The following is a 22934-nucleotide window of genomic DNA, read 5'->3' on the forward strand; positions in this document are numbered from 1 at the left end:
ACGAGTGAGGCGCGTCCTGCCTACTGGCGAGTAATCCACAGTTCCACTCCATGATCCACTTCTTCGGGGTGCTTCCGTCACATTCGGTGACGGAGGTGGTGTCCATGAACACCCGAGGAGCTCTCGGAAAGTACGGCGAGGAACTCGCCACACGCACGCTGATCAAGGCCGGGCTGCGTGTCGTCGCCCGTAACTGGCGATGCGGAAGGGCCGGCGAGATCGACATCGTCGCCCTCGACGGCGACACCCTGGTCATCTGCGAGGTCAAGACGCGCAGGGACGACAGCTACGAGCACCCCATGGCCGCAGTCCGGCCCCGCAAGGCCGAGCGGTTGCGCGCGCTGGCCGAGCTGTGGCTCAGCCGCAACGGCGGACCGCCTCCAGGCGGCGTCCGCATCGACCTGATCGGTGTGACGGTGCCGCGCGGCGGCCCGGCGCTCGTCGCGCACGCCCGGGGGGTGATCTGAATGGGCTTCGCCCGCACCTGCTCGGTCACCCTGCTGGGGGTCGACGGAGTCGTGGTCGAGGTCCAGGCGGATCTCGAACCCGGGGTAGCCGCGTTCACCTTGGTGGGCCTGCCCGACAAGAGCCTGATCGAAAGCCGCGACCGGGTCCGCGCGGCGGTCGTGAACTCCGGCGCCGAATGGCCGCAGAAGAAGCTCACGGTCGGCCTCAGCCCCGCCTCCGTGCCCAAGAGCGGCAGCGGCTTCGACATGGCCGTGGCCTGCGCGGTCCTCGGCGCGGCCGAGCGGATCGACCCGAAGGTGCTGGCCGACCTCGTCATGATCGGCGAGCTCGGGCTCGACGGCAGGGCCCGCCCTGTACGAGGCATCCTGCCGGGCGTGCTCGCGGCGGCGGACGCGGGGTACGACCACGTGGTCGTACCCGAGAGCGCGGCGGCCGAAGCCGCCTTGGTGCCCGGCATGTCGGTACTCGGCGTGCGCAGTCTGCGCCAGCTCATCGCCGTCCTCACGGGCGAACCCGTCCCGGACGAGCCGCCCGAGGTCGACGGCCGTGCGGATGCGCTGCTCGCCGGGCTGTGTGTGCCCGGGGCCGGGTTCGGTACCGGCGTCGTCCCCGGAGCCGAAGACGTTCACCGGCCCGACCTGGGCGACGTCGTCGGCCAGTACGCGGCCAGGACAGCACTCGAAGTGGCGGCGGCCGGCGGCCACCACGCCTTCCTGCACGGTCCGCCAGGCGCTGGGAAGACGATGCTCGCGGAGCGCCTGCCGGGCATCCTGCCGCCGCTGACCCGTGCCCAGGCCCTGGAAGTGACCGCCGTCCACTCGGTGGCGGGCATTCTGCCGCCGGGCCGGCCCTTGCTGGAGTCCCCGCCCTACTGCGCCCCGCACCACTCGGCGACCATGCAGTCCCTGGTGGGCGGGGGGAACGGGCTGCCGCGACCCGGCGCGGTATCGCTCGCACACCGCGGCGTGCTGTTCATGGACGAGGCACCGGAGTTCGGCCCCCGGGTGCTGGACGCCCTGCGCCAGCCCCTGGAGTCGGGGCACGTCGTGATCGCCCGAGCTGCCGGAGTGGTGCGGCTGCCCGCCAAGTTCCTGATGCTCCTCGCCGCCAACCCCTGTCCCTGCGGGCGGTACGGTCTCGTCGCTGACGCGTGCGACTGCCCGTCCGCGATGGTGCGGCGCTACCAGGCCCGTCTGTCGGGGCCCTTGCTGGACAGGGTCGACCTCAAGGTCCGGGTGGAGCCTGTGAGCCGTGCCGAACTGCGGGCAACCGGCTCACCCGGCGAATCGACCAAGGTGGTCGCCGACCGGGTGCGGGAGGCGCGGGAGAGGGCGCTGAAACGCTACGAGGGGACGCCCTGGCACAGCAACGGCGAGGTGCCCGGGCACGAGCTCCGCACCCGCTGGCCCGCCGTTCACGGGGCGCTCGACGTGGTGGAACGCGATCTCGAGCGCGGTCTGCTCAGCGCCCGTGGACTGGACCGCGTACTCCGTGTGGCCTGGACGGTCGCGGATCTGGCCGGACACGACCGGCCCGACACCACGGACATGGCCTCCGCCCTGCAACTGCGCACGGGAGTGTCTCGCGGCGTTCCCCTGGCCGAAGGAGGCCGACGATGAGCGGGGCCCGCGCCCCAGGCTCTTCGCCCGTGGCGGAGGAGCGCTTGGCCCGCGCCGCGCTGACCCGGGTCTTCGAACCGGGAGACCCCAAGGTCACCGCCCTGCTGCGGGACGGCGGGGCGAAGGGCCTCGTCATAGGACTGGCCGGCCGGACGGACCCGCCCCGGGGCTTCACCGCCTCCCGGTGGCAGGGCCTGCGCGCCCGGGCGGCCCGCGCCCGGCCCGAACAGGACCTGGAGGCGGCGGCCCGGGTGGGCGCCCGCTTCGTCTGCCCCGGCGACACCGAGTGGCCCGCTCAGCTGGACGATCTCGGCGCGGCCCGCCCTCTCGGTCTGTGGGTGAGAGGAACGGTCGATCTCAGGATGTGGGCACTGCGATCCGTGGCCATGGTCGGCGCGAGAGCCTGTACGCAGTACGGGGCCCATGTAGCGGGCACGCTGGCCGCCGATCTGGCCGAACGCGGCTGGGTGGTGGTGTCCGGCGGGGCGTACGGCGTGGACGGTGCCGCGCACCGAGGTGCTCTCGGCGCCGGTGGAGCCACGGCCGCGGTACTCGCGTGCGGCATCGATCGCTGCTACCCGGCAGGCCATGCCCAGCTGATGAAACGCATCGTTCAACAGGGCCTGATCGTCAGTGAGTTGCCTCCCGGGGAGCATCCGACACCCAGCCGGTTCGTGGTGCGCAACCGGGTGATCGCCGCCCTCACGAGGGGAACCGTGGTGGTCGAGGCGGCGCACCGCAGCGGTTCGCTGGTGACCGCTCGTGCCGCCCAGCGCTTGGGGCGGCACACGATGGGCGTACCCGGGCCGGTCACCAGCGGACTGTCGGCGGGTGTGCACGAACTGCTGCGCGCCGAGGCACATCTGGTCACCGACGCGGCCGACGTGATCGAGTTGGTGGGCGCGGTCGGTGAACTGGGCGAGGAGCGCAGGGGGCCGGTCGTTCCCAGGGATCTGCTGGCACCGGAAGCGGCACGGGTGCTCGCGGTACTGCCCGCACGGGGAACCGTCACCGCGTCCGACGTCGCCCTGGGCGCGGCAACCGTCACGGATGACGCGGTCGCGCGGTTGTACGAACTGCAGGCCCTCGGATTTGTCGAACGACATGGCGACGGCTGGCAGTTGACACGCCAGGCCGTACAACCCGGTTTTTCGACGTCCGACGCCTTGTGAGGGCAGTGATGCGAGGGGCCGGTGGGGCATCAACGGCCTTGCCGGTCCCGGCGAAAGCGTGTCGGGGATCATCGCTCAGCGTGTTGGTCGCCACCGTGCCGGTGGGCGAGCGGAACGTATCTGCGTACGTGTGATCCCCTAGCATTCGCACACTGCGACAGTTCAGTCACGCTACGCTCACAACGAAATTCAGGCCCGCGGCGTCAGCCCGCGCACGACCGGCTCAGTTCACAGCAGAACGGCACAAGGCGACGAATGCCCCAGCAGATCTCCGGCTCCGACGGGGCGGCGGCTCCCCCCGCCGCTCACGGCGACAGCGTGCGGCGTCACGCACCCAAGTCGGTCGACGAGCTGTGGCGGATGTACAAGACGACGGGGGACGGGCGCCTGCGCGAGCAGTTGATCCTGCACTACTCGCCCCTGGTCAAGTACGTCGCGGGACGAGTGAGCGTCGGCCTGCCTCCCAACGTGGAGCAGGCCGACTTCGTCTCCTCCGGTGTCTTCGGACTGATCGACGCGATCGAGAAATTCGACATCGAACGCTCCATCAAGTTCGAGACGTACGCCATCACGCGCATCCGCGGCGCGATGATCGACGAGTTGCGTGCCCTTGACTGGATTCCCCGCTCCGTGCGTCAGAAGGCCCGTAACGTCGAGCGCGCCTACGCCACGTTGGAAGCCCAGCTACGGCGCACCCCCACCGAGATCGAGGTGGCGGACGAGATGGGCATCGCGGTCGAGGAACTGCACGCGGTCTTCAGTCAGTTGTCCCTTGCCAACGTCGTGGCGCTGGAGGAACTGCTGAGCGTGGGCGGAGAGGGCGGCGACCGCCTCAGCCTCATGGACACCCTGGAGGACACGGCTGCCGACAACCCGGTCGAGGTGGCGGAGGGGCGGGAGCTTCGGCGGCTCCTCGCCGGAGCCATCAACACCCTGCCGGACCGTGAGAAGACCGTCGTGATGCTCTACTACTACGAGGGGCTCACCCTCGCGGAGATCGGCCACGTCCTCGGTGTCACCGAGAGTCGCGTCAGCCAGATCCACACCAAATCGGTTCTGCAGTTACGGGCGAAGCTCTCCGGCTTCGGTGTGTGACGCGCCGTCGTCCTGAGCGGTTGCTCGGCCGCGTATCGGGGCGCGGAGTGGCGGCAGATGCCGGGGCCTGGACCAGGCGGGGGCGGCCGACGCGCTTTGCCGGGATTTGGCCGCACCGCGTGCTTCGTCGCGGGACCGGGTGGGCGGGTGGGAATCACGTCCGTAAAGTGGTCGGGTGCCCAGGATTCGAGCGGCCTCCGTGGCCGAGCACCGGTCGATGCAACGTGGCGCCCTCTTGGACGCCGCCCGATCCCTGCTGTCCGAGGGCGGGACGGAGGCCCTGACCTTCCCCGCCCTCGCGGAACGCACCGGACTGGCCAGGTCCTCCGTCTACGAGTACTTCCGTTCGCGCGCCGCGGTCGTGGAAGAACTCTGTGCGGTCGACTTCCCGGTCTGGGCGGCCGAGGTCGAGGTCGCCATGGCCAGGGCCGAGACACCGACGGACAAGGTCGAGGCGTACGTGCGCAGGCAGCTCGACCTCGTGGGGGATCGGCGGCACCGCGCCGTGGCGGCCATCTCCGCGAGCGAACTGGACGCCGGCGCACGGGAGAAGATCCGGGCCGCCCACGGCGGGCTCGTCGCCATGGTGGTGGAAGCGCTCAGCGACCTGGGCCACGGACAGCCGCGCCTCGCGGCGATGCTGCTCCAGGGCGTCGTCGACGCCGCTGTGCGCCGTATCGAACTCGGCGTGGCCGAGGAGCCGGCACAGATCGCTGACGCCGCGGTAGCCATGGCGCTGCGAGGCGTGCACGGCTGAAGCGCTTGTCGGCCGCGTCGCCCCCGCTCTGCGCACATCGTCTTCCATGGACCGTGTGCTCGGCCGGCGGAGGTGTGCAGATCGTGAAGCCGCCCCGCGTCCGTGACGGCCGGAACACCCCTTTCCCGGATGCGGTGACACGAGTACGGCGTGAGCGGTGCGGTCGGCCGAGTCGCCTGAGCAGTCGCGGTACCGCGTCGGTGCTGCGCCTCAGCCAGCGATTCGTTCTGTTCCACAGACGCGCCGTCCAGGAAACACTCGCGGCCAGAGCGGTCCCCGCGCTCTCCGGCCCCATGTCCGTCAGCGTCTGAGGTGCGGCGGGCGGTCGCGGTCGGCCGTCAGAGTCGGATCCGGTCGTCGTCACCGGATTGACGGGCGTCCCGCCCGTGTGGTCGGGGCCGGACGCCGCCCAGGCGTGCGCCGTGCCGGCCTCGTCGGTGAGGGGCAGCAGGCGTGACGGACCGGCGGACAACATGTCCGGGGGCAGTAGCGACAGCGGGTTCAGGTAGACGTCGCCCCTGAGCAGGCCCCAGTGCAGACACCCACCCGGGCAGTGAAAGCCTCCGGTCTCAATCACGCCCACTTGCTCCCCGGCCGCCAGCACCGTTCCCTTCGCGACCGAAGGAGCCACCGGCTCGTAGGTCGTACGCAGCGGCGGAGTTCCCGATCGCAGCAGTTCGACGGTGACGACGCCCCGGCCGGCGACCTGACCGACGTAGACCACCGTGCCGGCCGCTGCCGCTCGTACCGGTGTGCCCGGCGGAGCACCGAGATCCACGCCGCGGTGGCCGGGGCCGTACGGCGAACGCGGAGGGTCCCAGCCGCGCAGCACCAGCGGGTGGCTGCCCACAGGCCAGCTCCGGGCTGCCGGGTCGAGGGACGCGTCGTCAGGCGTAGAGGGCCTGCCGGGGGCCGAACCGGTCGGCGCCGGTGTCGACGCGGTACCAGGAGACGCACCGTCGGGAGTCGGGGACTCGTCCGATCCGGACGTGCGGGGTGGTGCTGACAGCCGGGTGCCCCGTTCGGCATCGGGCCGGCGCTCCGGGCGGGCGGCGGCCTGCTCGACGCTCGGTGGCCGGGCGGCCCAGCCTGCCCCGCGGCCTTCTCCCTTGCCTGTGGTGCGGGAAGGGTGGCGCGGGTCGCCGCGCCGTGCGGCGTCGCCCGGCTGGGGCGACGGTCGAGAAGTACGGTCCTGGCCGCAGCGGCCCCCAGACGTTTGGTGAGGGTGACTCCGGCGTGCCTGGGCCTGGAGTGTTGTCGGCGTCGCGGAGCGGAACGCGGCTCCCCTCGCTCCCTGCGGCCTTGCGCTCCCGCGGGAACGCGGCCTGTCGCGTGACGTGTGCGGCATCGGTCGCGTGCGTGTCGACGCCTCGCGTAGCGGGGCATCGCCCTCACGGCCTGTCGCCCGCGCGGGCGACGGAGTGAGTGGAGTGCGCTGGACAGGCAGGCCTTCTCGCTCGTGGTGGACGAGCGCCTCCCGCGGGCCCGAGGCCGCGCGGCGAGCTTCGGCAGGCTCTGCCGGAGACGGCTCGTGGACAGGGAAGCGCTGTGCTGTCGCCCGCCGGTTGGCTCCCGAGGGGGGACCGGGGCGCGCAGGAGTGCGTGAGGTCCGGGACGGCCTGTCAGGCCCGGACACGTCGCGGTCTGCTGTGGACGCCTCTGGAACAGGTTCCGCCCATCCAGGGGAGGCACGGAGTGAGGTGCGCCCCAGGAAGTCCGCGGCCCTGCCCACAGCCCATGGCAGTAGCGTCGTCACAAGAACCGCCGAAGCGGCTGTCACCGCGAGTGCGCTCCATCCCCAGCGGCCGTTGAGCCTTCCGCGTTCGTCTGTACCGGACATACTTCTCTTCCCCCGTTCTCGGGCGGTGCTCCACCGCGAGAGTCGACATCGGTCACGTTCTCGGGATGAATCCTCACGGAGAGTGATGTTCCCGGTCGCCATGGTGACGTAGTCGAGGGGGCTTCGGGGATCTTGGTCCGGATCTGTGGATAACTGTCCTGTTGTGGATAACACCGTCACCCGGTCGCTTCGCTGTCCCGTACACTTCTGGTGGCGATCCGGGTCACCGGATCGACTTCGCACGCCCCGACACCGGCACGTTCGTAGGTGTCCGCGCTTCTCGGTCCTTAGTGGAACGGCGCGTCAGGGGCGTCAGGAGCGGGCGCCGTCCGGCGTCCGCAACCGGGAAAACAAGGAGATACGGCCATGGCCGTCGTCACGATGCGGGAGCTGCTGGAGAGCGGCGTCCACTTCGGTCACCAGACCCGTCGTTGGAACCCGAAGATGAAGCGTTTCATCTTCACGGAGCGCAACGGCATCTACATCATCGACCTGCTCCAGTCGCTGTCGTACATCGACCGCGCCTACGAGTTCGTCAAGGAGACCGTCGCCCACGGCGGCACGGTCATGTTCGTGGGTACGAAGAAGCAGGCGCAGGAGGCCATCGCGGAGCAGGCCACCCGCGTCGGCATGCCGTACGTCAACCAGCGTTGGCTCGGCGGCATGCTCACCAACTTCTCGACCGTCTACAAGCGCCTGCAGCGCCTGAAGGAGCTCGAGCAGATCGACTTCGAGGACGTGGCCGCCTCCGGCCTCACCAAGAAGGAGCTCCTGGTCCTCTCCCGCGAGAAGGCCAAGCTGGAGAAGACCCTCGGCGGTATCCGCGAGATGCAGAAGGTGCCCAGCGCCGTCTGGATCGTGGACACTAAGAAGGAGCACATCGCCGTCGGCGAGGCGCGGAAGCTCAACATCCCGGTCGTCGCGATCCTCGACACCAACTGCGACCCCGACGAGGTCGACTACAAGATCCCGGGCAACGACGACGCGATCCGCTCCGTCACCCTGCTCACCCGCGTGATCGCCGACGGTGTCGCCGAGGGCCTCATCGCCCGTTCCGGCGCCGCGACCGGTGACTCGAAGCCGGGCGAGAAGGCCGCCGGCGAGCCGCTGGCCGAGTGGGAGCGTGACCTGCTCGGAGGCGACAAGAAGGACGAGGCCGCCGCCGAGACCGAGGTGCAGACCTCCGCCGAGACCGAGAAGGTCGCCGACGCCGAGTCCGCCGAGGCTCCGGCCGCCGCTGAGGCTGAGGCTCCTGCCGCTGCCGAGGCTCCTGCCGCGGAAGCCGAGCAGGCCTGACCCGCACCGCTTCGGTAGTGACGGCGGGGGCCACGGCCCCCGCCGTCCACCCGTAGATTCTCGTGGATCTTCGCAGCTGCCCACCCGCAGAGAACCTGCGGCGCAGGCGAGAACACCGCTGATCCGCGATCTTCCAGACTTCGAGAAAGATTCACTGAATCATGGCGAACTACACCGCCGCCGACGTCAAGAAGCTCCGTGAGCTCACCGGCGCCGGCATGATGGACTGCAAGAAGGCGCTGGACGAGGCCGACGGCAGCGTGGACAAGGCCGTCGAGCTGCTCCGCGTCAAGGGCCAGAAGGGCGTCGCCAAGCGCGAGGGCCGCTCCGCCGAGAACGGCGCCGTCGTCTCCCTCATCGCCGACGACCACACCTCCGGCGTTCTGGTCGAGCTCAAGTGCGAGACCGACTTCGTCGCCAAGGGCGAGAAGTTCCAGGCCGTCGCCAACACGCTCGCCGAGCACGTCGCCAAGACGTCGCCCGCCGACCTGGAGGCGCTGCTCGCCTCCGAGATCGAGCCCGGTAAGACCGTCCAGGCGTACGTGGACGAGGCGAACGCCAACCTCGGCGAGAAGATCGTCCTGGACCGCTTCGCCCAGTTCTCCGGTGGCTACGTCGCGGCGTACATGCACCGCACGATGCCCGACCTCCCGCCCCAGATCGGCGTACTCGTCGAGCTGGACAAGGAGAACGCCGAGGTCGCCAAGGACGTCGCGCAGCACATCGCCGCGTTCGCGCCGAAGTACCTCACCCGCGAGGACGTTCCGGCCGAGGTCGTGGAGACGGAGCGTCGCGTCGCCGAGGAGACCTCGCGCAACGAGGGCAAGCCCGAGGCCGCCCTGCCGAAGATCATCGAGGGTCGGGTGAACGGCTTCTTCAAGGAGGTCACCCTCCTCGACCAGCCGTTCGCGAAGGACAACAAGAAGTCCGTCAAGAAGGTCCTAGACGAGGCCGGTGTCAGCCTGAAGCGTTTCGCGCGCATCAAGGTCGGCATCTGAGTCCGGACCACGATCGACTCAAGCCCTTCCCGGCAGTGCCCGGGAAGGGCTGTGGGCGGTCGGCGACGTACGGTGCCCCGTACCGCCGCCGACAGCTGATCTGACGAGGAGGCCATTGCCGTGCACGGGTTGCGAACCATCCCCGGCGGCAGTGGCCTTCTTGGTATGCGCATCACGAGGAGAAACCCATGACCATGGCCGAGGCCGATAATTCCACCGACCTGAGCGAGCACGGCAAGGGCGCCGGCCGCTTTCTGCTGAAGCTCTCCGGCGAAGCCTTCGCCGGTGGTGGGGGACTGGGTGTCGACCCCGACGTGGTGCACGCCATCGCGCGTGAGATCGCCGCCGTGGTGCGCGGAGGCGCGCAGATCGCGGTTGTCATCGGCGGCGGCAACTTCTTCCGGGGCGCGGAACTGCAGCAGCGCGGGATGGACCGGGCCCGGTCCGACTACATGGGCATGCTCGGCACCGTCATGAACTGCCTCGCCCTCCAGGACTTCCTGGAGAAGGAGGGCATCGACTCCCGTGTGCAGACGGCCATCACCATGGGACAGGTGGCCGAGCCCTACATTCCGCTGCGCGCCATCCGCCACTTGGAGAAGGGCCGCGTGGTCATCTTCGGCGCCGGTATGGGAATGCCGTACTTCTCCACCGACACCACCGCCGCGCAGCGTGCTCTGGAGATCCACGCGGAAGCCCTCCTCATGGGCAAGAACGGTGTGGACGGGGTCTACGACGCGGACCCCAAGACCAACCCCGACGCCGTGAAGTACGACGCCCTGGGCTACGGCGAGGTCATCACCCGGGACCTCAAGGTCGCCGACATGACCGCCATCACCCTGTGCCGCGACAACCGGCTGCCCATCCTCGTCTTCGAACTGCTCGCCGCGGGCAATATCGCGCGAGCCGTCAAGGGTGAGAAGATCGGCACGCTCGTAAGCGATCAGGGCACCCGGGCCTGAGCCCGGAGCGCTCCGTGAGCCCACGGGCACCACGGAGCGCCGTCGTCGTCGGCAGGGATGGACAAAGCCCTGCCGCTCGGACACCGTTCAGTACAGAAGAGACGCGACGCAGCCGGACCTGTGCGCACTCCCGCCGCCATCACGGAGCGGGAAGACCCCGTCAGGCCAACTCAAGACACGCAGGAGCAAGTGGTGATCGAAGAGACCCTCCTCGAAGCCGAGGAGAAGATGGAGAAGGCCGTTGTGGTCGCCAAGGAAGACTTGGCCGCCATCCGTACCGGCCGCGCACACCCGGCGATGTTCAACAAGATCGTGGCCGACTACTACGGGGCCATGACGCCGATCAATCAGCTCGCGTCGTTCTCGGTACCGGAGCCGCGCATGGCGATCGTGACCCCGTTCGACAAGAGCGCTCTGCGCAACGTCGAGCAGGCCATCCGGGACTCCGACCTCGGCGTCAACCCGAGCAACGACGGCAATATCATCCGAGTGGTCTTCCCGGAGCTCACCGAGGAACGCCGCAAGGAGTACATCAAGGTCGCCCGCACCAAGGGCGAGGACGCGAAGGTCTCGATCCGCGCCGTACGCCGCAAGGCGAAGGACGCGCTCGACAAGCTGGTCAAGGACAAGGAGACGGGCGAGGACGAGGTCCGTCGCGCGGAGAAGGAGCTCGACGACACCACCGCGAAGTACGTCGCGCAGGTGGACGAGCTGCTCAAGCACAAGGAATCCGAGCTGCTCGAGGTCTGATGAACGACTCTTCCTGGGGCGCGCCGTCCCGCACCGGATACGGCGAGCCGTGGCCCACCCCCGGACAGGGGCCTGTCCAGGGGGTCGCCTCGGCGGGTCCCGTGTACGAAGGGCAGGACGTCCAAGAGACTCGGCCCATGCCCATCGTGCCTGACCTACCCGCGAGCGGCGGAGATCAGGATGACGACCGGGGGACCGCTCGGCTGAGGGGTCCCCTGTTCCGCGACGAACTGCCGCAGGAGCCCATGGAGAGTGAGCCCGGACCCCCGTCGCACCGTGGACCGGACCCGGCGTCCGCTCCCGCGGGGCAGCCCACGCCGCAGAAGAAGAGCGCGGGTCGTGACCTGGGCGCGGCCATAGGGGTCGGTCTCGGTCTCGGCGTGGTTGTCGTCGCCTCGTTGTTCATCGTCAAGGCCGTGTTCGTCGGTGTCATAGCGGTGGCCGTCGTGGTCGGTGTCTGGGAGCTCACCTCGCGGCTGTCGGAGCGCAAGGGCATCAAGGCTCCGCTGATCCCGCTGGCTCTGGGCGGGGCGGCCATGGTCATCGCCGGCTACGCACGGGGCCCCGAGGGCGCGTGGGTGGCGGTGGCGCTGACGGCGCTCGCCGTCCTCGTCTGGCGTATGACGCAGCCCCCGGAGGGCTACCTCAGGGATGTCACGGCCGGTGTGTTCGCCGCGTTCTACGTGCCGTTCCTGGCGACCTTCGTGGCCTTGATGCTCCGGGCGGACGACGGCGCCTGGCGGGTGCTGCTGTTCCTCATTCTGACCGTGGTCAGCGACACCGGCGCCTACGCGGTCGGATGGCGCTTCGGCAGCCATAAGCTCGCGCCCCGTATCAGCCCCGGCAAGACGCGGGAGGGGCTGGTCGGCGCCGTGACCTTCGCCATGGTCGCGGGTGCCCTGGGCATGCAGTTCATGATCGACGACGGGGCGTGGTGGCAGGGACTCCTGCTCGGTCTCGCCGTTGCCGCCAGCGCCACCCTCGGTGACCTGGGCGAGTCCATGATCAAGCGGGATCTCGGGATCAAGGACATGGGCACGCTGCTGCCGGGCCACGGCGGCATCATGGACCGGCTCGACTCGTTGCTCCCCACCGCTCCCGTGGTGTGGCTGCTGCTGGTCCTCTTCGTCGGCTCGGGGTGACGGGGCGCGCGTTACGCTGAAAGGGTCCGCCATTCCTGTGGTGGGCCCTTTTTCGTGTTCGCGGCCCGGGGCCGCCCCCCCGTACGGGGGGGCGGCCTGCTGCCTCGTCCCCCGTCCCCGAGGCGTCCGGCACCCTTCACGGCGTGCAGTGCGCCGCACTGAGGAGTTTCCGCCCATGGCCCCGCCCGTCCCGGGAGAGCTCACCTTCGTCGCGCCGCGCGGAGCCAAGAAGCCGCCCCGTCACCTGGCCGACCTCACCCCCGCGCAGCGCAAGGAGGCGGTCGCCGACATCGGCGAGAAGCCGTTCCGCGCGAAGCAGCTCTCCCAGCACTACTTCGCCCGCTACGCCCACGACCCGCAGCAGTGGACGGACATCCCGGCCGCCGCGCGGGGAAAGCTCCAGGAAGCGCTGCTGCCGGAACTGATGTCGGTCGTCCGGCACATTTCCTGCGACGACGACACCACGCGCAAGACGCTGTGGAAGCTCTTCGACGGGACTCTGGTGGAGTCAGTGCTGATGCGGTACCCCGACCGCGTCACCATGTGCATCTCCTCGCAGGCCGGCTGCGGCATGAACTGCCCGTTCTGCGCGACGGGGCAGGCCGGTCTCGACCGCAACCTCTCGACCGCCGAGATCGTCCACCAGATCGTCGACGGCATGCGCGCCCTGCGTGACGGAGAGATCCCCGGGGGCGTCGCCCGCCTGTCGAACATCGTCTTCATGGGGATGGGCGAGCCGCTAGCCAACTACAACCGTGTGGTCGGCGCCATCCGCCGTCTCACCGACCCGGAGCCCGACGGCCTCGGGCTGTCGCAGCGGGGCATCACCGTGTCCACTGTGGGCCTCGTCCCGGCCATGCACCGGTTCGCCGACGAGGGCTTCAAGTGCCGGCTCGCCGTGTCGCTGCACGCCCCCGACGACGAGCTGCGCGACACTCTCGTCCCCGTCAACACGCGCTGGAAGGTGCGGGAGGTGCTGGACGCCGCGTGGGAGTACGCGGAGAAGTCCGGTCGGCGAGTGTCCATCGAGTACGCGCTCATCCGCGACATCAACGATCAGGCGTGGCGCGGGGACCTCCTGGGCCGTCTCCTCAAGAACAAGCGCGTCCACGTCAACCTGATCCCGCTCAACCCCACACCGGGTTCCAAGTGGACGGCCTCGCGCCCCGAGGACGAGCGAGCCTTCGTGGAGGCCATCGCCGCCCACGGCGTGCCCGTGACGGTGCGCGACACGAGGGGGCAGGAGATCGACGGGGCGTGCGGTCAGCTCGCGGCCGCCGAGCGGTGACCTGAGGCTCCGCACTCCCTCAGAGGTAGGGTGTCCGCGTACATTCGTTCCGTACTCGGCCGCCCGAGCGGCACCGTGAGTACGACACGGAGACAACTTCACACATTCCGACAGGGGAGCGCCACAGCGCTGAGAGTGCGGCACCACGTCCCGTCACGGGGCGTCCAGGTCGCAGACCCTCTGAACCTCGCCCGGGTCATTCCGGGTAGGAAGTTCGGTCATCACTCATGCTGTTGCGCCATGCCCGCCTTCCGGACGGAAGGCGGGCATGGCCGCGTCTTCTCCTGGCCATCCAGGAGGAATCCAGTGCGCATCACGATCACGAAGAGGATCGCCGCGGGCATCGCGGCCACGGGGCTCGGCGCCCTTGCCCTCGCCGGCTGCGGCTCGGACGGGTCAAGCGGCGACGGCAAGGCGAAGGACAAGACCGTCACGCTGGTCACGCACGACTCCTTCGCCGCGTCCAAGAGCGTCCTCAAGGCCTTCCAGCAGAAGACCGGCTACAAGGTGAAGGTCCTCAAGAGCGGCGACGCCGGCCAGGCCGTGAACCAGGCGGTGCTCACCAAGGGCAACCCGCAGGGCGACGTCTTCTTCGGCGTCGACAACACGCTGCTCTCCCGCGCCCTCGACAACGGGCTCTTCCAGCCCTACGAGGCCAAGGGACTGGCCCGGGTGGGGGCCGATGTCCAGCTGGACGGGGCGAAACACCGCGTGACGCCGGTAGACACCGGAGACATCTGCGTGAACTACGACAAGAAGTACTTCGCGCAAAAGAAGCTCGCCCCGCCCCGTGGCTTCGCCGACCTCGCGAAGCCGCAGTACAAGAACCTCCTGGTCACCGAGAACGCCGCGACGTCCTCGCCGGGCCTCGGTTTCCTGCTCGGTACGGCGTCGCAGTACGGCGACGACGGATGGCAGGGGTACTGGCGCAAGCTGAAGTCGAACGGTGTCAAGGTCGTCGACAGCTGGGAGCAGGCGTACAACGAGGAGTTCTCCGGTTCCGCCGGAGGCAGGAAGGCCGGTGGCGATCGTCCTCTGGTCGTCTCCTACGCCTCCAGCCCGCCCGTAGAGGTGCTGTACGCAGACCCCCGGCCGAAGCACGCCCCCACCGGCGTCGCGTCGGGGACCTGCTTCCGGCAGATCGAGTTCGCGGGGCTCCTCGACGGCGCGGCGAACGAGAAGGGCGGCAAGGCCCTGATCGACTTCCTGATCAGTGACAAGTTCCAGGCGGACATGCCGCTCACGATGTTCGTGAACCCCGTGGTGGCGGGCACCGAACTGCCGGAGTTGTTCTCCAAGTACGACGGGACGGCGCAGGACGCTCACACCGTCGCGCCCGAGAAGATCGCCGAACACCGTGAGGCGTGGATCAAGTCGTGGACCTCACTCGTCGTCAAGTGACGGGCTGGGCGGGTTCCGGACGTACGGAGGCGGACGCGGCGCGCTCAGACGGTGCGGAGCCCGGCTCCGAGTCCGGGCAGCAGGCCATTCCGCCCACGCCGTCACCCGCCTCGTCCGGGGCCCCGTCGCCGTACGGTCGGGCGCCGTCGGGGGCCCCGTCTCGGCGGCAGCGTCCGGGCGGCGTCGAGGTGCGGCGTGCCCGTCTTCGCGACGCCGCGGCGCGGCTCGGGCTGATGGCCGTACCCGTCGCGTTCTTCGCGCTGTTCTTCGCCTATCCGGTGGCAGCCATCGTCGGCCGTGGTCTGAAGACCCCTGCGGGATGGCAGGTCGGGAAGATCTTCGGCGTGCTGGGGCAGAGCGATGTCCAGGACGTCCTGTGGTTCACGACCTGGCAGGCCTTGGCGTCGACGGCGCTGACCCTGGTGGTGGCGCTGCCCGGTGCCTACGTCTTCGCCCGCTTCGAGTTCCCTGGCAAGGAGTTGCTGAGAGCGGTGGTGACCGTCCCCTTCGTGCTGCCCACCGTCGTCGTCGGCACGGCCTTCCTCGCGCTCCTCGGGCGGGGCGGTCTCACCGACGAACTGTGGGGGATCAGGCTGGACACCACGGTCTGGGCGATCCTCCTGGCGCACGTCTTCTTCAACTACGCCGTGGTCGTGCGCACCGTAGGGGGGCTTTGGGCGCAACTGGATCCGAGGCAGGAGGAGGCGGCACGTACCCTCGGCGCTTCGCGCTGGGCGGCGTTCCGCACCGTGACCCTGCCGGCTCTCGCTCCGGTCGTGGCCGCGGCGGCTCTCATGGTCTTCCTGTTCACCTTCACCTCGTTCGGAATCGTCCAGATCCTGGGCGGGCCGGCGTACTCGACCCTGGAAGTGGAGATCTACCGGCAGACGGCGCAGCTACTGGACCTGCCCACCGCCGCCGTGCTGACGCTTGTCCAGTTCGCCGCCGTCGTAGCCATTCTGGTGGCCCACGCGTGGACCGTCCGGCGCACCGAGAGCAGCCTGAAGCTTGTCGACGCCGCCACTGGCACGCGGCGCCCCCGGGGCACGGCGCAATGGGCGCTCCTGGGAGGGGTACTGGCCTCCGTCGCCCTCCTCCTCGTTCTGCCCCTGGCGGTCCTGGTCCGACGAGCCTTCGACGGTCCGGAGGGTTTCGGCCTCGGCTACTTTCGTGCGCTGGCCTCGTCGGACGGCGGACTCTTCCTGGTGGCCCCCCTCGCGGCGGTCGGCAACTCGCTGCGCTACGCCGCCGTGGCGACGCTGATCGCTTTGGTTGTGGGCGGGCTGGCGGCTGCCGCGCTGAGCCGCCCGACCCGCGGGAGGAGCAACTCTCTCGTCGACGCCCTGGTGCGCGGATTCGACGGGTTGCTCATGCTGCCGCTCGGCGTCTCGGCAGTGACCGTCGGATTCGGGTTCTTGATCTCGCTCGACAAGCCTCCGCTGGACCTACGCGCCTCGTGGTTCCTGGTGCCGTTGGCGCAGGCGCTCGTCGGCGTCCCGTTCGTGGTGCGGACGATGGTGCCGGTGCTTCGCGCAGTGGACCAGCGTCTGCGCGAGGCGGCGGCCGTACTCGGGGCCTCGCCCTGGCGAGTGTGGCGAGAGGTGGACCTGCCCATGGTGCGCCGGGCTCTGCTTGTCGCCGCGGGCTTCGCCTTCGCCGTGTCTCTCGGTGAGTTCGGCGCGACGGTGTTCATCGCCCGGCCCGACGCTCCCACGTTGCCGGTCGCGGTCTCCCGGCTGCTCGGGCGGGCGGGCGACACCAACTACGGTCAGGCCATGGCGCTCTCGACGGTGCTGATGGCCGTCTGCGCGGTGTCCCTGCTGGTACTCGAACGGATCAGGCCGCGCGGCCTCGCCGCTGAGCCCGGCACCTACGCCCCGGCCGATGCCGATGCCGATGCCGATGCCGATGCCACCTCTACGGAGCACCGTCGGCGCACTCGGAGGGGTGGGAACGGGGCTGCGGTGGAGGGCGACGAGGCAGCGGCGGCACGGGGCCGCGTTTCCGCCCCGTACGCCGGAGGCCCCGCCAACCCCACAGGTGACGCGAAGGAGCAGTCATGACGGACCGGAATACGGCGCGGTGCACCATGGCGCCCGCACACGGCGCAGCACAGGAGGCGGCGTCCTTCGCCCGGTACAAGGGTGCCGCGGGGCACGGAACGGGGCGGGCGGCTCGTCCGGCCGTGCCTCGCACGGAAGGTGCAGGGAAGGTGAGCGGCCTGAACGGCGCGGACGGTGCACGGGGCGCGCGCGGACTGGACGGAGCGCACGGCGCGGACGGAGCGCACGGTCCGGACGGCGCCAGCGGTAGGCGGGGCGCAGACGGTGCGCGCGGTGCGGGTGACGCCGAGGAGGTGGCGTTGAGCCTTGTGGGGGCCACCGTTCGCTTCGGCTCCGGGCGGTCGGCGCTCGACGCGATCGAGCTCACGGTGGCTTCGCACGAGATCGTGTGCGTGCTCGGACCAAGTGGAAGTGGTAAGTCCACCTTGCTGCGCGCCGTAGCGGGGCTTCAGCCGCTGGACGAGGGACAGGTCCTGCTCGGGGGCAGGGACCAGGCGGGGATCCCCGTGCACCGCCGGGGCGTGGGCCTCATGTTCCAGGACCATCAGCTCTTCCCGCAGCGCGATGTCGCGGGCAACGTCGCCTTCGGCCTCCGCATGCACGGGACGCCCCGAGCAGAACGCGGGCGCCGTGTCGAGGAACTGCTCGACCTCGTCGGACTGCCCGGGGCGGGGGGCCGGAGGGTGGGAGCCCTGTCCGGCGGGGAGCAGCAGCGGGTTGCCCTGGCGCGTGCCCTCGCGCCTCGTCCCCAGCTCCTGATGCTGGACGAACCCCTGGGCCAGCTCGACCGGAGCCTGCGGGAGCGTCTGGTCGGCGAACTCCGCTCGCTGTTCACCGAACTGGGGACAACAGTCCTCGCCGTCACTCACGACCAGGGGGAAGCGTTCGCCCTCGCGGACAGGGTGGTGGTGATGCGGGACGGCCGTATCGCTCAGGCCGGGACGCCGCTCGAAGTCTGGCGGCACCCGGCCGACGCGTTCGTGGCGGGCTTCCTCGGGTTCGAGAACGTCACGGAAGGAGAGATCGGGTCCGGCGTCGCCCGGACCGTCTGGGGAAAGGTCCCGGTGGCCTCGGGCCACCTGAGCGGACGCCGCACGCTGCTGATACGGCCCGCCGGAGTACGCGTCGTCCCCGTCACCGAAGGACTGCCGTGCGAGGTGGTGTCCCGTACCTTTCGGGGGACCCACGTCGCCGTGCGGCTGCGTCCGGACGACGCCCCGTCCCTGGAAGCCGCCTGCTCCCTGGGCGAGGCACCGGAGCCCGGTGCGCGAGTCGGTGTCGCGTTCTCGCCCGAGGAAGTCGTCGTTCTCGGCTGACGGGCCGCACCGGCTCTGTGTCCGGAGCCAACGGGCGGGTTTCCGAGCCGGAGGGGGGAGGGCGACCGTGCCCGGCGATCTCGTGGATGAGCGAGGGCGGAACGAGGCGGCCGACACCACGAGGCAGGTGACCACCGAGCCCCCTGCTCCGCCCCGTCCCGACTGCCCGGAAGGGTGCGGCCCGTCGGCCCGTCGGCCCGTCGGCCCGTCGGCCCGTCGGCCCGTCGGCCGGCTTCAGTACCGCGTCGGCGTGTCAGTACCGCGTCGGCGTGGCTGCGGCGGTCGACCGGTCCGCCGCCTGGTGTCATTCACCCGGAGATGTGCCGCAGGGCAGCCGCGGCTTGGTCGACACGGTCCACCAAGGCGATCCTGTCTTCCAGGGATCGCCCCTGTGCGAGGGCCTGCAGGAGCGGCCACGTGGGCAGCCGCTCGGTCCAGTGTTCCCGGCCCACGAGGACCATGGGCGTCGGAACGCCGCGCGATTCGTAGTAGTTGGGCGTCGCGTTGTCGAAGATCTCCTGAACTGTTCCGGCCGCGCCGGGCAGGAAGACCACACCGCCGTTGGACCGGGCGAGGAGACCGTCCTCACGCGTCGCGTTCGCGAAGTACTTCGCGATGTGGCTGGCGAAGCCGTTGGGAGGCTCGTGGCCGTAGAACCACGTGGGCACCGAAACCGACATACCTCCTTGGGGCCACTGCGTTCGCACCTTGAACGCGGCCCGAGCCCAGGCTGTCACGGACGGCGTGAAAGACGGCTCCTTGGCCAGGACATCGAGTGCGCCGGACAGCATGTCGTCGTTGTGGGGGGCGGCGTAGGCACCGAGCTGAGCCGCCTCCATCGCGCCCGGGCCACCTCCGGTGGCCACGACCGCGCCGGACCTGGACAGCTCGCGTCCCAGACGTGCGGCGTCGGCATATTCCACGGTGCCCCGCCGCAGGGCGTGGCCACCCATGACGCCGACGACTCTCCTGCCGGCAAGGAGTTCGTCCAAGGCGTCCGACAGTGCGTCGTCGTGGATGGCGCGGAGCATGGACGACAGGATGTCTCCGTCGCTCTTCGTCTGCTGGAACCAGCTATACGCCGCCGCGTCCGGCGTCCCCTCGTAACCCGCGGGCCGGTCGAGCCCGTCGAAGAGTTCCCCGGCGGTGTAGAGCCGCGCGCGGTACGGGTCGAAGGGCAGGCCGGGCACGCGGGGGAAGACGAGAGCACCGGCGCTCTGTACGTGCGCGGCGGTCTCCGGCAGCATGGCGCACCCGAGGAAGACCGTTCCCCGGGTGACCGCCGAGGCCAGGGCCTGTGCCCGCGTCGTCAGATCCACCGCCTGAACCCGGCAGCCGGCGAGCGTTCCGGACTGCACGGCGAGGTCGAAGTCGGCGATGGACTCGATCTCCTTGCCGCCGAGCGGCGTACCCGGCGCACTGTTCGCGGGGGCGTCGGTGGCGGGAGACGGAGCGGGGACGGGGCTGGACGCCCCGGATATCGGCAGCACGCCACATGGTAAGCACTGCCGATTGAGACTGCCCGGCACGGGGGCGCCGTACGCGGAGAGGCCGGTCCAGCAGGAGTGACGGGGAACCGTTCGAGGCAGGGATCGCGCTTCGCCTGCGGCTCGTTTGCCCCCGTAGCCCCGTAGCCCCGTAGCCCCGTAGCCCCGTAGCCCCGTAGCCCCGTAGCCCCGTAGCCCGGTAGCCCCGTAGCCCCGTAGCCCCGTCTACCGTTCGGCGACGAGGCCCGGGGCGGTTGGCCGGGGGCGCGTGAGGTCAGGGCTCTCTCAGGGCCCGGGGGCGTGGAGAGTGTGCGACGCCCCCGGACCTCGCCGGCGCCCCCATCCGTGCCTGTGAGTTGCTCAGCCCTTGACGGCGGCCGGGTCCATCCACACGACTTCCCAGACGTGGCCGTCCGGGTCCTGGAAGGAACGGCCGTACATGAAGCCGTGGTCCTCGGGCTCGCGCGCCGGGGCGGCCCCCGAGGCAAGTGCCCTGTCGGCGAGTCCGTCCACCTTCTCCCGGCTCTCCGCACTGAGGGCGACAAGGACCTCGTTCGACTTCGAGGCGTCCACGACCTCCTTGCCCGAGGGCGTGAAGTCCAGGAAGCGCTTCTTCTCCAGGAGCATCACCACGATCGTGTCGCTGATCACGACGCTGGCGGTGTGCTCGTCGCTGAACTGTTCATTGATCGAATACCCCAGCTCGGTGAAGAACCGCCGGGAGACGGACAGGTCGTTCACCGGAAGATTGACGAAGATCATCTGCTGATAAGTCATTTGCCCTGTCCTATACGTCTGTCTCTGCCGTGTCTGACGGTCGGTGCCTGGTGCCTGGTGCGGTGTGTTGATCGCATTACCGCGGGGCGGGCGCTGCGACGTACTGGACGGAAGCGGCACCGTTCCCGAGTGGGGCCCCGCCGCCCATGGAGTGAGGCGTAGAGGCGCGGTCCGTCTCGCGCTCAGTACCGAAGCGCTGTTCTCGTGGGGTAGACGGCCGCGTCACACGAAACTCATCGGTGTGCGGCAGATCGGTTCACCGTCGTCGGGGCGGCGGACGGGCACATGTCGCGAAGCCGTGGGAACCGTGCGCCCCGAGTCAGCCGACGAGGGGCAGCGTGGTCAGTACGGCGACCAGCCAGGCGAGTGGCGCCAGCATGACGAGAAGAGCCCCCGCCCGCATCGCCACCGCCGCCCGGAGCGTCGCCGCGGGGGCCCCCGCGCGCTGCAACGTGGCCGTCGTCTCGTGACGAGCCTGGCGGGACTCCACGGCGGCCAGCAGCAGTGCCGCCCCGGCGCACGCCGCGACCAGCGTCACACCGAAGAGGGTGAGCAGCCCCGGAGCGGCGTCGCCCTGCCGGGAGGGGACGGTGCCCCCGAGCCGTACGGCTGACAGCAGCGCAGCGGCTACGGCGCACACCACACCGGCCGGCCTTCCGATCCGCCGCGCCTCCTCCTGGAGGCCACGGCCCGCCAGAAGCCGGACGGCGCCGGGGCGGGCGGACTGAAGCGCCCGACCGCACAGATAGGTGAGTCCCGGACCGGCGACGGCCAGGCCGAGAGCGGCCAGCGCCCAGCCCGTGAGCACCCCCGCAAGACTGCTGCCCGTACCGTCGAGCCACGCCGTCCCCCGTCGTTCGGCGCCCCGTCCCGCGTAGGTCTGTACGGCGATACCGGCCGTCAGCAGTGCGACACCCCAGGGCAGGCCCGCGGGGGGAGTGGCGGGCGGCGCCGGGGCCTTGGGGGTCCGGCCGTCCTCGGCCCTGCGTCCCCTCGCGCCGACGGGCGCGGCGAACGTGGCGGCGACCGAGGCGACGACCGGAACGACGGCGAGCAGGGTGATGACGCCGGCCAGGGGCAGCGCGTACGTGGCCGTGGCCCCCAGCGCTTTTGCCGTTCCGTCCCCCAGGGGGCGCCCCACGAGGTTGCCGCGCGCGAACAGGAAGGCGATCAGCGCGACGACGGAGCCCAGGCCGCAGAACGCCGCAGTGGCGACGCCGGTGAAGACGCGCAGCCCGGCTCCCTCCAGACCGAATGCCGCGAGGCCACTGCGGTCGGGCCGCAGCGCGGGGTCCGTGCGGGCCACGGCCACCGCGACGTACACCGTGGCCACGAGGGGAACGAGACACCAGGCGAGCCGCACGCCGCGCCCCGGGCCGCCCTGTAGGGCGTGGCCGAGGGCACACAGCAGGAGGAAACCGGTGCCTGCCGAGGCGACTGACACGAGAAGGCGGCGGATCTGGACGTAGGGTCGTCCACCGCGCATCAGACGGAGAGCGAGCACGTCGCGCGGCCTTCCGCGTCGGAGGGGCCCGGTGCGGGGGTGGCGGGCACGGTGCGGCCGTCCTCAAGGGTGATGGTGCGGTCGGCGAGGTCGGCTGCCTCCGCCCCGTGGGTGGTCATGACGACAGTGACGCCGTGGGTGCGCGCCGCGGTGGCCAGTGTGCGCAGGACGACGGCGCGGTCCACTGCGTGCAACGGGGCCGTGGGCTCGTCGGCGAAGAGCACGGTCGGTGTCGTGACGAGCGCTCTGGCGATCGACACGCGTTGCCGCTCCGCGTGCGGCATCGCGTGCGGCCGCTTGCGTCCGCTACGGGGGATGTCGAGACGCTCCAGCCACTCCTCGGCCGTCACCCGCGCCGTACGGTGCGGCACTCCGCGCAGCAGCAGCGGCAAGGCCACGTTCTCCCATGCCGTCAGTTCGGGCACCAGCCGGGGCTCGGGGTCGATCCAGCCGAAGTGGTCCCGGCGCAGTCGTTCACGGTGCACGGCACCCAGGTCGTGCACGGGGCGCTCGTCGAACCAGACCTCGCCCTCGTCGGGGACGTGTTGACCGGAGAGACAGCGCAGAAGGGTCGTCCGGCCGCTGCCCCGCGGGCCGCCGACCGCGACGATCTCTCCCCGCCGCACGTCGATCGAGACGTCGCGCAGCGCCGGGGAGCCGTGGTAGGCGACGTGCAGGGATCTCGCCCGCAGCACGTCGTCGGCCGAGGGGTGAGACGGGGCCTCCATGCAGTGCACCTCAGTTCCGCTCCGGGCCGTCAGATCCGCACGGGAGACGCGCTCTCGGACCTCGTCCCGGCGTGGACGGGTCCACCGTCCCCAGGGCGGGGCCCGTCCGTGTCCGTGACGTCCGCCCGGAAGGGCGCGTGCTTTCTCCCGAAAACGGGTGGAACGTAACACGCGGACATGCGAGCCGCCCGCCAGCCCGCAGGCTCCGCGTGGCAAAGCCTCCGCACTGCTTGACGGCCTGTCACCCGATCGGTGCAACGGCTGTGATGGA

The 22934-nt window shown here is 70.4% G+C and carries 18 protein-coding genes, 1 pseudogene and 1 riboswitch; of the genes and pseudogenes, 14 read left to right on the forward strand and 5 right to left on the reverse strand.

Translation table 11 applies throughout. The features are described from left to right. Positions 1 to 104: 104 nt before the first annotated feature. The 5 genes from ACFYMP_RS25685 (at position 105) to ACFYMP_RS25705 (ending at position 5111) form a co-directional block, all read left to right on the forward strand. Entirely contained in the window at positions 105 to 467 is a 363-nt protein-coding gene (locus ACFYMP_RS25685) for a YraN family protein (protein WP_388861883.1), read from the forward strand. Then, on the forward strand, positions 468 to 2087 hold the full coding sequence (locus ACFYMP_RS25690; protein WP_388861885.1) for a YifB family Mg chelatase-like AAA ATPase: 1620 nt from the start codon (positions 468 to 470) through the stop codon (positions 2085 to 2087). Next, a complete protein-coding gene (dprA, locus tag ACFYMP_RS25695; RefSeq protein ID WP_388861887.1) occupies positions 2084 to 3259 on the forward strand; it encodes a DNA-processing protein DprA in 1176 nt (391 codons plus the stop codon). Before ACFYMP_RS25690 ends, dprA begins: the two co-directional genes overlap by 4 nt. Positions 3260 to 3514: 255 nt before the next feature. After that, positions 3515 to 4354 (forward strand): RNA polymerase sigma factor WhiG, encoded by an 840-nt coding sequence (whiG, locus tag ACFYMP_RS25700; RefSeq protein WP_388861889.1) that lies wholly within the window; start codon positions 3515 to 3517, stop codon positions 4352 to 4354. 199 nt (positions 4355 to 4553) lie between these two features. Beyond that, complete coding sequence (locus ACFYMP_RS25705; RefSeq protein WP_388862022.1) at positions 4554 to 5111, forward strand: TetR/AcrR family transcriptional regulator; 558 nt, start codon at positions 4554 to 4556, stop codon at positions 5109 to 5111. Between the two features lie 556 nt (positions 5112 to 5667). Here the strand turns inward: ACFYMP_RS25705 and ACFYMP_RS25710 are convergent. Continuing rightward, positions 5668 to 7053, reverse strand: a pseudogene (locus ACFYMP_RS25710) (peptidoglycan DD-metalloendopeptidase family protein); the annotation flags it as partial. A 264-nt stretch (positions 7054 to 7317) separates the two neighbouring features. On the opposite strand from ACFYMP_RS25710, the gene rpsB reads away from it, so the two are divergent. The 9 genes from rpsB to ACFYMP_RS25755 all read left to right on the forward strand — a co-directional run bounded on the left by rpsB (position 7318) and on the right by ACFYMP_RS25755 (position 18167). Further along, positions 7318 to 8247 carry a 30S ribosomal protein S2 gene (gene rpsB, locus ACFYMP_RS25715; protein WP_388861891.1) on the forward strand — a complete coding sequence of 310 codons (930 nt, stop codon included), beginning with the start codon at positions 7318 to 7320 and terminating at the stop codon, positions 8245 to 8247. A gap of 161 nt (positions 8248 to 8408) precedes the next feature. Beyond that, on the forward strand, positions 8409 to 9245 hold the full coding sequence (gene tsf / locus ACFYMP_RS25720; protein ID WP_388861893.1) for a translation elongation factor Ts: 837 nt from the start codon (positions 8409 to 8411) through the stop codon (positions 9243 to 9245). A 188-nt stretch (positions 9246 to 9433) separates the two neighbouring features. Then, positions 9434 to 10207 carry a UMP kinase gene (gene pyrH, locus ACFYMP_RS25725; RefSeq protein ID WP_388861895.1) on the forward strand — a complete coding sequence of 258 codons (774 nt, stop codon included), beginning with the start codon at positions 9434 to 9436 and terminating at the stop codon, positions 10205 to 10207. A gap of 192 nt (positions 10208 to 10399) precedes the next feature. Then, positions 10400 to 10957: a ribosome recycling factor gene (frr, locus tag ACFYMP_RS25730; protein ID WP_363149591.1), complete on the forward strand. Its 558-nt coding sequence runs from the start codon at positions 10400 to 10402 to the stop codon at positions 10955 to 10957. Then, positions 10957 to 12099, forward strand: a complete 1143-nt coding sequence (locus ACFYMP_RS25735) for a phosphatidate cytidylyltransferase (RefSeq protein WP_388861897.1) — start codon at positions 10957 to 10959, stop codon at positions 12097 to 12099. The genes frr and ACFYMP_RS25735 overlap by 1 nt, the downstream gene beginning before the upstream one ends. Positions 12100 to 12274: 175 nt before the next feature. Beyond that, on the forward strand, positions 12275 to 13387 hold the full coding sequence (gene rlmN, locus ACFYMP_RS25740) for a 23S rRNA (adenine(2503)-C(2))-methyltransferase RlmN (protein ID WP_363149593.1): 1113 nt from the start codon (positions 12275 to 12277) through the stop codon (positions 13385 to 13387). Positions 13388 to 13489: 102 nt separating this feature from the next. Then, positions 13490 to 13617, forward strand: a riboswitch (TPP riboswitch). Between the two features lie 82 nt (positions 13618 to 13699). After that, positions 13700 to 14788 (forward strand): thiamine ABC transporter substrate binding subunit, encoded by a 1089-nt coding sequence (locus ACFYMP_RS25745; protein WP_388862024.1) that lies wholly within the window; start codon positions 13700 to 13702, stop codon positions 14786 to 14788. Positions 14789 to 15021: 233 nt separating this feature from the next. Next, positions 15022 to 16851 (forward strand): ABC transporter permease, encoded by a 1830-nt coding sequence (locus tag ACFYMP_RS25750; RefSeq protein WP_388861899.1) that lies wholly within the window; start codon positions 15022 to 15024, stop codon positions 16849 to 16851. 293 nt (positions 16852 to 17144) lie between these two features. Then, a complete protein-coding gene (locus tag ACFYMP_RS25755) occupies positions 17145 to 18167 on the forward strand; it encodes an ABC transporter ATP-binding protein (RefSeq protein WP_388861901.1) in 1023 nt (340 codons plus the stop codon). Positions 18168 to 18475: 308 nt separating this feature from the next. Here the strand turns inward: ACFYMP_RS25755 and ACFYMP_RS25760 are convergent, their stop codons facing one another. The 4 genes from ACFYMP_RS25760 to ACFYMP_RS25775 form a co-directional block, all read right to left on the reverse strand. Further along, positions 18476 to 19555, reverse strand: coding sequence for an LOG family protein (locus tag ACFYMP_RS25760; RefSeq protein ID WP_388862026.1), 1080 nt, complete (start codon positions 19553 to 19555; stop codon positions 18476 to 18478). Positions 19556 to 20014: 459 nt separating this feature from the next. Beyond that, positions 20015 to 20431 carry a VOC family protein gene (locus ACFYMP_RS25765; protein ID WP_388861903.1) on the reverse strand — a complete coding sequence of 139 codons (417 nt, stop codon included), beginning with the start codon at positions 20429 to 20431 and terminating at the stop codon, positions 20015 to 20017. Between the two features lie 319 nt (positions 20432 to 20750). Continuing rightward, positions 20751 to 21935 (reverse strand): hypothetical protein, encoded by a 1185-nt coding sequence (locus tag ACFYMP_RS25770; protein WP_388861905.1) that lies wholly within the window; start codon positions 21933 to 21935, stop codon positions 20751 to 20753. Further along, positions 21917 to 22663, reverse strand: coding sequence for an ABC transporter ATP-binding protein (locus ACFYMP_RS25775; protein ID WP_388861907.1), 747 nt, complete (start codon positions 22661 to 22663; stop codon positions 21917 to 21919). Before ACFYMP_RS25775 ends, ACFYMP_RS25770 begins: the two co-directional genes overlap by 19 nt. Positions 22664 to 22934 lie beyond the last annotated feature (271 nt).

This window comes from Streptomyces sp. NPDC007088, from assembly GCF_042869355.1.
In the GTDB taxonomy this organism is placed as follows: Bacteria; Actinomycetota; Actinomycetes; order Streptomycetales; family Streptomycetaceae; genus Streptomyces.

Bases quoted from the DNA above. Each gene is read 5' to 3' on its own strand.
- ACFYMP_RS25685 (WP_388861883.1), top strand. From the start codon at position 105: ATGAACACCCGAGGAGCTCTCGGAAAGTACGGCGAGGAACTCGCCACA.
- ACFYMP_RS25690 (WP_388861885.1), top strand. From the start codon at position 468: ATGGGCTTCGCCCGCACCTGCTCGGTCACCCTGCTGGGGGTCGACGGA.
- dprA (WP_388861887.1), top strand. From the start codon at position 2,084: ATGAGCGGGGCCCGCGCCCCAGGCTCTTCGCCCGTGGCGGAGGAGCGC.
- whiG (WP_388861889.1), top strand. From the start codon at position 3,515: ATGCCCCAGCAGATCTCCGGCTCCGACGGGGCGGCGGCTCCCCCCGCC.
- rpsB (WP_388861891.1), top strand. From the start codon at position 7,318: ATGGCCGTCGTCACGATGCGGGAGCTGCTGGAGAGCGGCGTCCACTTC.
- tsf (WP_388861893.1), top strand. From the start codon at position 8,409: ATGGCGAACTACACCGCCGCCGACGTCAAGAAGCTCCGTGAGCTCACC.
- pyrH (WP_388861895.1), top strand. From the start codon at position 9,434: ATGACCATGGCCGAGGCCGATAATTCCACCGACCTGAGCGAGCACGGC.
- ACFYMP_RS25735 (WP_388861897.1), top strand. From the start codon at position 10,957: ATGAACGACTCTTCCTGGGGCGCGCCGTCCCGCACCGGATACGGCGAG.
- rlmN (WP_363149593.1), top strand. From the start codon at position 12,275: ATGGCCCCGCCCGTCCCGGGAGAGCTCACCTTCGTCGCGCCGCGCGGA.
- ACFYMP_RS25750 (WP_388861899.1), top strand. From the start codon at position 15,022: ATGGCCGTACCCGTCGCGTTCTTCGCGCTGTTCTTCGCCTATCCGGTG.
- ACFYMP_RS25765 (WP_388861903.1), bottom strand. From the start codon at position 20,431: ATGACTTATCAGCAGATGATCTTCGTCAATCTTCCGGTGAACGACCTG.
- ACFYMP_RS25775 (WP_388861907.1), bottom strand. From the start codon at position 22,663: ATGGAGGCCCCGTCTCACCCCTCGGCCGACGACGTGCTGCGGGCGAGA.